Origin of the sequence: Cellulomonas sp. (assembly GCF_036279715.1) — a bacterium.
Taxonomy (GTDB): Bacteria; Actinomycetota; Actinomycetes; order Actinomycetales; family Cellulomonadaceae; genus Cellulomonas_A.
Genome location: NZ_DASUIR010000147.1, coordinates 1 through 8,593, shown reverse-complemented (window position 1 = coordinate 8,593; position 8,593 = coordinate 1). Strand labels below are relative to the sequence as shown.

Genomic DNA, 8,593 nt, shown 5'->3' with positions numbered 1-8,593 from the left:
CCGGGGACCCCACCACCCGACCCATCACCGGGACCGCCACCACCACCACGACCCACCCACCCCTGACCGTCGTCGAACGCCGCACCCACCTCGTCGCCGACACCTGCCTGACCAACCCCCACGGCCCCGGCTGCTGACCAGAACCCAAAGCGCCCCGGACGGCGAAAGGCGACCGGCCACGCAGCTGACAGCCGGAAGGCAAGATCGTCGTATGACGGACGAGAACAGCACCACCGGTGCCTACGTGACGCCGGGCACCGAGTTCACTCGCGACCAGCGCTACATCGCGACCCGCATCACGGCGGACGGCCGGGACGGCTTCCCGGTCGAGGCGGGCCGCTACCGGCTCGTCGTCTCGCGAGCGTGCCCGTGGGCGAACCGGGCGGTCATCGTGCGCCGGCTGCTGGGCCTCGAGGACGCGATCTCGATGGGCATCTGCGGGCCGACGCACGACCGTCGCTCGTGGACGTTCGACCTCGACCCGGGCGGCGTCGACCCGGTGCTCGGCATCGAGCGGCTCCAGGACGCGTACTTCGCGCGGTTCGAAGGATACGAGCGCGGCATCACGGTGCCGGCGATGGTGGACGTCGCGTCGGGCAAGGTCGTGACGAACGACTACGCGCAGATGACCCTCGACCTGTCGACCGAGTGGCGGGAGCTCCACCGCCAGGGCGCTCCGGACCTCTACCCCGAGCACCTGCGCGACGAGATCGACGACGTCGCCCTCGCGGTGTTCCGGGACGTCAACAACGGCGTCTACCGGTGCGGGTTCGCGGGGTCACAGGCGGCGTACGACCGGGCGTATGACAGGTTGTACGCCCGACTCGACTGGCTCACCGAGCGGCTGAGCGCGCAGCGCTACCTCGTCGGCGACACGATCACCGAGGCTGACGTGCGGCTGTTCACGACCCTGGTGCGCTTCGACGCCGTCTACCACGGGCACTTCAAGTGCAACCGGTCCAAGCTCACCGAGATGCCAGTGCTCTGGGCCTACGCCCGTGACCTGTTCCAGACGCCGGGCTTCGGGGACACGATCGACTTCGACCACATCAAGCGGCACTACTACGTGGTCCACACCGACGTGAACCCGACTCAGATCGTGCCGAAGGGTCCCGACCTGACGGGGTGGCTCACGTCGCACAGCCGTGAGGCGCTCGGCGGTCGGCCGTTCGGCGACGGCACTCCCCCGGGTCCCGTGCGTCCGGGCGAGGTGGTCCCGCCCGAGCACACCGCGGCCGCGATGGCGGGCTGAGGGGCAGCCCGCGCGCCCGGGCTCAGACCTCGTCGAGCCCGACGGCCGGATCGGTGAGCCGGTCGACGTCGACGGATCGACCCGAGCGGATGAGGACGTCGATCATGTCGGCCACGTCCCACACGTTGACGTTCATTCCGGCGAGCACCCGGTCCCCTGAGAGCCAGAACGCGATGAACTGACGCGCGGCGACATCCCCCCGGAACACGACGCGGTCCGCGTCGCCTGGCGCCACGTAGCCCGTGTACTCCATGCCCAGGTCGTACTGGTCGCTGAAGAAGTACGGCGGCCTGTCGTCGACGTCGTCTCGGCCCAGCATGGTCCGGCCGGCCAGCTCGCCCTGGCGGATCGCGTTCGCCCAGTGCTCGACGCGCAGCCGTCGACGGAGGCGGGGGTGCATCGCGTTGGCGACGTCGCCCGCCGCGAACACGTCCGGGTCGAACGTCCGCAGGTGCTCGTCGGTGACGATGCCGTTGTCGACGTCGAGGCCCGACGCGGTGGCGAGCTCCGTGCGGGGCCGGATGCCGACCCCGACCACGACGAGCTCGGTGTCGATGGTCGAGCCGTCACCCAGGCGGACACCTGTGACGACACCGTCGACCCCGAGGATCTCCGCGACGACGGCGCCGGTGCGCAGATCGACGCCGTGCTCGCGGTGCAGGTCGGCGAACACGGGCGCGACCTCGGGGCCTAGGACGCGCAGCAGCGGCAGCTCACCGCGTTCGAGCAGCGTGACCTCGAGCCCGGCCGCGCGGGCAGCGGCGGCGGTCTCGAGACCGATCCAGCCGCCACCGATGATGACGACGCGGGAGGCCCGTGAGTAGGCGTCCTTGAGTCGCTGACTGTCCTCGATGCGGCGCAGCGTCAGCACGCCGGCGAGGTCGCCCCCGGGCACGTCGAGCGTCACCGGCTCGGACCCGGTGGCGAGCAGCACCTTGCCGTACGGCACGCGCTCACCGCCGGCCAGGACGACCTCGTGCGCCTCACGGTCCAGCGCGACGACCTCGACGTCGGTGCGGAGCTCGACGGCGTGCTCGGCGTACCAGTCGGCCGGGTGGACGAACGCGGTCTCGAGCTCGTCGTTGCCGAGCAGGTACCCCTTCGACAGCGGCGGGCGCTCATACGGCAGGTACGGCTCGTCGCCGAGCAGGATGATCCGCCCGGTGAACTCCTCGACCCGCAGAGACGCGGCCGCGCTCGCACCCGCGAGTCCTGCTCCCACGATGACGATGTCCTGCGTCGATGTCATGCGCGTCTCCTCGTCGTCAGGGAGCGCTCGACCGCCGCGCCCGCTGCGGCCAGTCTGCCGCGGTCCGGGCGCCGCCGCCGTCTCAGCCCTCGACGCTGACCTTGAGGTGGTTGAGCCACGGGTCCTCGAAGTGCAACGTGGCGCCGTCGTTCCGGCTCCGGATGCCGTGGTGCGCGAGGCGTGCGTCCAGCGCTGCGACGTCGTCCGCGGTCGGGACGACGATGGCGACCTCGCCGAGGCCGATCGACGAGGCGCGGGGACCCGCACCCGCGCTGTTCCACGTGTTCATCGCCAGGTGGTGGTGGTAGCCACCGGCCGACACGAACAGCGCGCCGTTCCAGGTGAGGGTCTCGTCGAACCCGAGCGCGTCGACGTAGAACGCACGCGCGGTCGGCACGTCGCCGACCTGCAGGTGCACGTGACCGACGATGGCCTCGCCGGACCCGGGGGTCGCGAGACCGGACTCCGTGAGGTGCTCGCCGAGGAATGCGTTCGGGTCAAGTCGCAGCGCATCCATCTGCACGTGACCGTCCGGGGTCCAGGCCCAGTCCGACCGGCTGCGGTCCCAGTACAGCTCGACGCCGTTGCCCTCGGGGTCGGTGAAGTAGAACGCGAGCGAGACGAGGTGGTCGGCGCTCCCGATGTAGGTGCTCGGCGCCTTCGCGGCGATCGAGGCGAGCGTCGCGGCGAGACCGGCCCGGTCGTCGAACAGGATCGCCGTGTGGTACAGGCCCGCCTGGCCGCGCGCGGGGCGAGGCAGGCCGGGCGTGTGGCGCAGGACGACGAGCGGCGTGCCCCCGCGGCCCAGCGTGACGACGTCCCGGCGACCGCCCGCGACCAGGCGGTCGGCGGGGTCCTCGATGATGTCGAGCGCGAGAGCGTCGTGGTAGTAGCGCGTCTGCAGGTCGAGGTCCTCGACGAGCAGCGTGACCGCGTCCATGCCGGTGCCGGCCGCGATCGAGTCGGGGCGCGCGATCAGCGGCGCGCCGGCCTGCTGGGCTGTGGTCAGCGGTGTCCGGACGGTGGTCATGGCGGTTCTCCTCGGGTCGGCTGGACCTCATAGTAGTTGACGCTTCAACTTCTGGCTAGTGAAGCGCATTCCTCACCGGGCCCGCACCGCCCAGCGCGTGCGCGAGACTGGGCACATGAACGAAGCACCCCCGCCTGGGGGCCTCCGCGGCTGGTACACCGATCCGCGACGTCCGGCCGGCCAGCGCTGGTGGGACGGCGACACCTGGACCGTCGCGACCCGGCCCGACCCCGCGACGGCTCCCCCGGACCCCTACGAGGGACTCGAGCCGGCGCCCGGCCACAACAACGCCGCGATCGCCGGCCTCGGGGTCGGCCTCGTGAGCCTCGCGTGGAACCCGATGGCGCTGCTCGGCATCCTGGGTCTGGCCTTGAGCCTCCTGGGCAAGCGTCGCGTCACGACCTGGGTGCGGGAGAGCTACCGCCCGACGGGTGGACGCATCGCCACGTGGGGACTCGTGGCAGCCGGGATCTCGACGACCTTCACGCTGCTCACCCAGGGGTTCTTCCGCTGATGGACGTCCGGGTCAAGCGTGTCTACGCGCCGCCAGCGCCGGACGACGGCTTCCGCGTCCTCGTCGACCGGATCTGGCCGCGCGGGATCAGCAAGGCCGACGCCGCGGTGGACCTGTGGCTCAAGGACGTGGCCCCGAGCACCGAGCTGCGGCAGTGGTTCGGCCACGAGCCCGAGCGCATGGCCGAGTTCACCGCGCGGTACACCGCGGAGCTCGACGCCAACGCCGCGGCCGCCGAGCTGCGCAGCCTGGCCGCCGACCACGACCGGATCACCCTCGTCTACTCGGCGCACGACGAACGCCACAACCAGGCCGTCGTCCTGGCCGCCTACCTGGTCGGCACCGTCGCCGGCTAGCGCCAGATCGCCCACGAGTGCGGGCCGACGACGAGGTCGCCCTGGGGCGCGGACCGCGCGAGCTCCTCCCCCGACCGCAGGATCAGCTCTTCCGGCGGCAGCGCGGGGGCGAACGGCTCGTCGCCGAGGTTCAGCATCAGGACGAGGCGCTCTCCCCCGGGTGACGTCGCGGCGAGCACGAGCCGCTCGTTCTCGACGTGCACCACCTCGAGGCGCGCATGTGCGAGCCACGGGTACCGGCGACGGAACCCGATCAGGCGCTGGTGCTCGCGGTAGAGCGACCACCCGTCGGGCGCGAGGTCCCCGGGCCCTGCGGGGAACGCCGGGCGGATCGCGTCGTCACCGCCGACCCGCTCCTCCTTGACGCCGCGGAAGCCCTGCTCGTCCCCTGCGTACACCGACGGCGTCCCGGCGACGAAGAGCAGCACAGCGAGCGCGTGCGTCACATGCCGGGAGTCCGTCACTGTGCTCGCGAGTCGCGTGACGTCGTGGTTGCCCACGAACGTGTACGGCAGGAACTGCGCCGCGAAGGCGTCGTGCCGCTGGAGCGCCCACGCGAGCTCGAAGAGGTTGAGGTCGACGATCGAGCTCCACAGCGCCTTCCAGAGCTCGTACTGCGTCACCGAGTCGATCCCCGACGCCGCGACGTACCCGGCGTAGTCGCCGTGGATCATCTCGCCGAGCACCCACGCCTCGGGGTGCTCGGCGCGGACGCGCGGCAGGACGCGCTGCCAGAACTCAGCCGGCACGGCGTAGACCGCGTCGAGCCGCCAGCCGTCGACCCCGCGGCCGAGCCAGTGGGTCATGACGTCCGCGACGTGCTCGGCGACGTCGGGGCTGTCGTGGTTGAGCGCGACGAGCGCGCCATGCCCTTCGAACACGTCGGGCTCGGGGACGCCGTCGATCCCGGTGCGCCACCGCACCCAGCGCCCCGCGGCGGAGTCGGGGCCTCCGGCGAGCGCCTGGAGCACGCGCGGGTGGTCGCGGCCGACATGGTTGAACACGCCGTCGAGCACAAGTCGCACGCCACGCTCACGCGCGGCCGCGACGAACGCGTCGAAGTCGCCGTCGTCCCCGAGACGGGGGTCGATCCGCAGGTGGTCGATCGTGTCGTACCCGTGGCTCGCCGAGGCGAAGACCGGTCCGAGGACCACACCGTTGCACCCGAGCTCCACCGCGTAGTCGAGCCATGCGGTCAGGTGCGCGAACCGGTGCTGCACCGGTTCGCCCGGCGCGAGGGCGACCGAGGGAGCGCCCGTGAAGCCCAGGGGGTACACGTGCCACCAGATCGCGTGGTCGATCCAGGCGGGCATGTCGTCTCCCTCGCGGCGGGCCGCACCCCGGCCGGACGGCACGGGGCGCACCGACAGTCTCGCGCCCCGCACCGCCCGAGGGACAACACGGGGCTCAGCGCGCGAGCGAGAACCCGCCGGTCCAGGCGATCTTCTCGCCGACCGCGAGGGTGAGCTGAAGGAACCCGAGCGCCTCGAGCTGCTGCGCACGCTTGAGCGAACCGGCGTCCACCGCACCGAGACCGGCCGCCTCGACGACGCCGATGAGCGTCGCCTTCGCGTCCACGTCGTCCCCGGCGACGAGCACCGTGGTGGTCGCGCCGCCGACCTTCCCGGTGGCGAGAGTCGCCGCGAAGTTCATGTTGAACGCCTTGAGGACGCGCGCGCCCGGGACGAGCGCGGCGATCTGCTGCGCGGCCGAGGTGCCGGAGGCGACGGACAGGTCGTCGAACGTCGTGAAGTCGAGCGGGTTGGTGATGTCGACGACGACCTTGCCGTCGAGCTGGGTCGCGTACTGACCGACGACGTCGGCGACGGCACCGTACGGGAGCGCGAGCACGACCACGTCGCCCGTCAGCGCGTCACCGAACCGGGCGCTGGTCGCACCGGAGCCGAGGGCCGCGACGGCCGCTGCGGAGTTCTGTGGGTCGCGGGCCAGGACCTGCACCGTCGCGCCGCCCTTGAGAGCGACGGTGGCGATCGAGGATGCCATCGAACCGGCGCCGAGGATGCTGAACGTGGTCATGCCTTCCTCCAGGATTACTTGTTGGTTCAACTAGTATCCTCCGAATGGTTGACCCGTCAACTATCCGGCTACACTGGCGGGCATGGACGACGACACGCGCTGGCTGACCCCGGACGAGCTGCGCGCCTGGACGCGCCTCGAGGCCGTCGTGGAGCTCCTGCCAGGCGCGCTCGACGGCCCGCTACGCCATGCGGCGGAGCTCAGCCACTACGAGTACCTCGTCCTCGCCAAGCTCTCGGAGGCGCCTGAGCGCACGTTGCGCATGAGCGAGCTCGCGGCCCGGACGAACGCGACCCTGCCCCGGCTCTCGCACGTCAGCGCCAGGCTCGAGGCCCGCGGGTACCTCGAGCGGCGGACCTGCGCCGACGACCGGCGCGCGACCCTCGCCTCGCTCACCGACGCAGGGTGGCGCAAGGTCCTCGCGACGGCGCCCGAGCACGTGCGCTCCGTCCGCGACCTCGTCATCGACGCCCTTACGCCCGAGCAGGTCGCTCAGCTCGACGCCATCGCCACCGCGGTGCTGTGCCGGCTCGACCCCGAGGACCACCTGCGCATGCTCGGACCGGCGCCGACGACGGCGGTCTGAGCAGCTCGGTGCCCTACCCGCGACCCTGGTTCGGGACTCGTCCCGAGTCGAAGACGTTCTGCCCGAGCCCCGCCAGGAAGTGCGGCCCGGTCGCGGCGAGCTCGGCGTCGAACGTGTCCTTCCACGTCGAGAACGGCGCTCCGGAGAGCCCGTCGTTCGCGAACCGGCGGTCGTCCGTGACCTCGGTGACGCAGAACGCCGGGATGTGCAGGTCGGTGACTGGGCTCCCCCGCTCGCACTCGGCGATGATCAGCGGACGGTTGAGCCCACCGAACACGTCGACGACCCAGCCGTCCCCGCCCAGCCAGATCGCGTAGCGGTTCTTGATGATCCGCGACCCCGCGAGCTTGATCATCTCCAGGCCGACGGACAGGTCGATCTCCCGCTCCGCCTCGTACCGGGTTCCCTCGATCATCGGGCCCTTGACGGTCAGCGCGCAGAAGTCGAACTCGCTGCCCAGCTCGTCAAGCAGCGCGAGCTCGTCCTCGGTCCCGTCGAGCTCGACGCGCGCCGAGCTCGACTGCACCCGCATCCGCAGCGCGTACCCCTGCTCGGCCATGAAGTAGCTCTGCACGATCAGGACGGGGGCAGGCTCGTCGAGCAGCTCGCGCGGCATGTCCCGGACGAAGAACCGGCGTTCGAACTCGAAGTCGCCGTACCCGTTGTCGCTCACCCCTTGCACGCTACCCGCGTGCCCAGGTCCGCGTCCTGCGGGGCGGCGACGCCCACCTAGGACGTGGCCGACGCGTGGAGCGCCGCCGCCACCTTCGTGGCCTCATCCTTCGTCGTCGTCCCGACCTGGAACTGGCCACCGGTGATCGGGACGACGACATGGGGGGCCGAGAGGACTGTGCCGTCGACGAGGAGGGCCAGCTCCTTGCCGACCGCTCCCAGTGTGATGTCGGCCAGCGTCGCTGTGCCCGCCTCGTCGAACTCGACGATGAAGACCTGCCTGGCTGCGTCGCCGGTGGCTGGAGCCGAGGTGACGGCCGTCGGCGTCACCTCGCCCAGCGACGCGCCGAGCTGGTAGGTGATCATGCCGGACGCGCCGCACGCACTCCCCGGGCCGCTCGATGTGAGTGGCGGCTCGCTGCACGGCCCGTCGGTCGACGACTCGACGAGACGCAGCTGCAGTGTCGCCCGTGCAAGTGACGCCGAGCTGGCGCCAGCGGTGCCGCTCGCCGAGCTGCTGGCGGCAGCGGTGCCGCTCGCCGAGCCGCACCCCGCAAGGAGGAACGCCGCAGCAACGAGGACGACGGGACGCGCGGCTGGCCGGACAGGCATACGAGCATCATGGCGGGCGCCGGCTGACCGTGTGTGAGGAATCGTCATCACGCTTCAGTGCGGCAGGCGGCGCACCGGCCCTGGCATCCCGGGGGCAGGGAAGACGAACGGCGCCTGACCAGTGGTCAGACGCCGTTCGATCGTGTGGAGCTGAGGGGATTCGAACCCCTGACCCCCTGCATGCCATGCAGGTGCGCTACCAGCTGCGCCACAGCCCCGTGACCCACCCCGGGGGGAGAACCACCACCCTTGCGGGCGTCGTGAAGTCTAGGCGGAACCCTGCCC

10 protein-coding genes and 1 tRNA gene are annotated in these 8,593 nt (G+C 71.5%); 4 read left to right on the top strand and 7 right to left on the bottom strand.

From position 1 onward, the window contains the following. Positions 1–211 precede the first annotated feature (211 nt). Entirely contained in the window at positions 212–1,252 is a 1,041-nt protein-coding gene (locus VFW79_RS13840) for a glutathione S-transferase family protein (RefSeq protein WP_329677874.1), read from the top strand. Between the two features lie 22 nt (positions 1,253–1,274). Here VFW79_RS13840 and VFW79_RS13835 read toward each other — a convergent pair whose 3' ends face one another. Then, a complete protein-coding gene (locus tag VFW79_RS13835; RefSeq protein WP_329677873.1) occupies positions 1,275–2,501 on the bottom strand; it encodes an NAD(P)/FAD-dependent oxidoreductase in 1,227 nt (408 codons plus the stop codon). 82 nt (positions 2,502–2,583) lie between these two features. Then, positions 2,584–3,531 (bottom strand): VOC family protein, encoded by a 948-nt coding sequence (locus VFW79_RS13830; protein WP_414647982.1) that lies wholly within the window; start codon positions 3,529–3,531, stop codon positions 2,584–2,586. Positions 3,532–3,646: 115 nt separating this feature from the next. On the opposite strand from VFW79_RS13830, the gene VFW79_RS13825 reads away from it, so the two are divergent. Both VFW79_RS13825 and VFW79_RS13820 read left to right on the top strand, forming a co-directional pair. Beyond that, positions 3,647–4,045 carry a DUF2510 domain-containing protein gene (locus tag VFW79_RS13825; protein ID WP_329677872.1) on the top strand — a complete coding sequence of 133 codons (399 nt, stop codon included), beginning with the start codon at positions 3,647–3,649 and terminating at the stop codon, positions 4,043–4,045. Next, positions 4,045–4,401: a DUF488 domain-containing protein gene (locus tag VFW79_RS13820; protein WP_329677871.1), complete on the top strand. Its 357-nt coding sequence runs from the start codon at positions 4,045–4,047 to the stop codon at positions 4,399–4,401. Before VFW79_RS13825 ends, VFW79_RS13820 begins: the two co-directional genes overlap by 1 nt. On the opposite strand, the gene VFW79_RS13815 is transcribed toward VFW79_RS13820, so the two are convergent. Beyond that, on the bottom strand, positions 4,398–5,714 hold the full coding sequence (locus VFW79_RS13815) for an alpha-amylase family glycosyl hydrolase (protein ID WP_329677870.1): 1,317 nt from the start codon (positions 5,712–5,714) through the stop codon (positions 4,398–4,400). The genes VFW79_RS13820 and VFW79_RS13815 overlap by 4 nt on opposite strands. Positions 5,715–5,808: 94 nt before the next feature. Further along, on the bottom strand, positions 5,809–6,438 hold the full coding sequence (locus VFW79_RS13810) for an NADPH-dependent F420 reductase (RefSeq protein ID WP_329677869.1): 630 nt from the start codon (positions 6,436–6,438) through the stop codon (positions 5,809–5,811). Positions 6,439–6,520: 82 nt separating this feature from the next. Between VFW79_RS13810 and VFW79_RS13805 the strand changes: the two genes are divergently transcribed. Then, positions 6,521–7,024, top strand: a complete 504-nt coding sequence (locus VFW79_RS13805; RefSeq protein ID WP_329677868.1) for a MarR family winged helix-turn-helix transcriptional regulator — start codon at positions 6,521–6,523, stop codon at positions 7,022–7,024. Between the two features lie 13 nt (positions 7,025–7,037). Here the strand turns inward: VFW79_RS13805 and VFW79_RS13800 are convergent, their stop codons facing one another. From VFW79_RS13800 to VFW79_RS13790, 3 genes are all read right to left on the bottom strand, one after another. Then, a complete protein-coding gene (locus tag VFW79_RS13800) occupies positions 7,038–7,697 on the bottom strand; it encodes a CYTH domain-containing protein (RefSeq protein WP_329677867.1) in 660 nt (219 codons plus the stop codon). Positions 7,698–7,753: 56 nt separating this feature from the next. Beyond that, entirely contained in the window at positions 7,754–8,308 is a 555-nt protein-coding gene (locus tag VFW79_RS13795; RefSeq protein ID WP_329677866.1) for a SecDF P1 head subdomain-containing protein, read from the bottom strand. 145 nt (positions 8,309–8,453) lie between these two features. Further along, positions 8,454–8,526, bottom strand: a tRNA-Ala gene (locus tag VFW79_RS13790). Positions 8,527–8,593 lie beyond the last annotated feature (67 nt).

Bases quoted from the DNA above. Each gene is read 5' to 3' on its own strand.
- VFW79_RS13840 (WP_329677874.1), top strand. From the start codon at position 212: ATGACGGACGAGAACAGCACCACCGGTGCCTACGTGACGCCGGGCACC.
- VFW79_RS13795 (WP_329677866.1), bottom strand. From the start codon at position 8,308: ATGCCTGTCCGGCCAGCCGCGCGTCCCGTCGTCCTCGTTGCTGCGGCG.
- VFW79_RS13810 (WP_329677869.1), bottom strand. From the start codon at position 6,438: ATGACCACGTTCAGCATCCTCGGCGCCGGTTCGATGGCATCCTCGATC.
- VFW79_RS13805 (WP_329677868.1), top strand. From the start codon at position 6,521: ATGGACGACGACACGCGCTGGCTGACCCCGGACGAGCTGCGCGCCTGG.
- VFW79_RS13835 (WP_329677873.1), bottom strand. From the start codon at position 2,501: ATGACATCGACGCAGGACATCGTCATCGTGGGAGCAGGACTCGCGGGT.
- VFW79_RS13820 (WP_329677871.1), top strand. From the start codon at position 4,045: ATGGACGTCCGGGTCAAGCGTGTCTACGCGCCGCCAGCGCCGGACGAC.
- VFW79_RS13825 (WP_329677872.1), top strand. From the start codon at position 3,647: ATGAACGAAGCACCCCCGCCTGGGGGCCTCCGCGGCTGGTACACCGAT.
- VFW79_RS13830 (WP_414647982.1), bottom strand. From the start codon at position 3,531: ATGACCACCGTCCGGACACCGCTGACCACAGCCCAGCAGGCCGGCGCG.
- VFW79_RS13815 (WP_329677870.1), bottom strand. From the start codon at position 5,714: ATGCCCGCCTGGATCGACCACGCGATCTGGTGGCACGTGTACCCCCTG.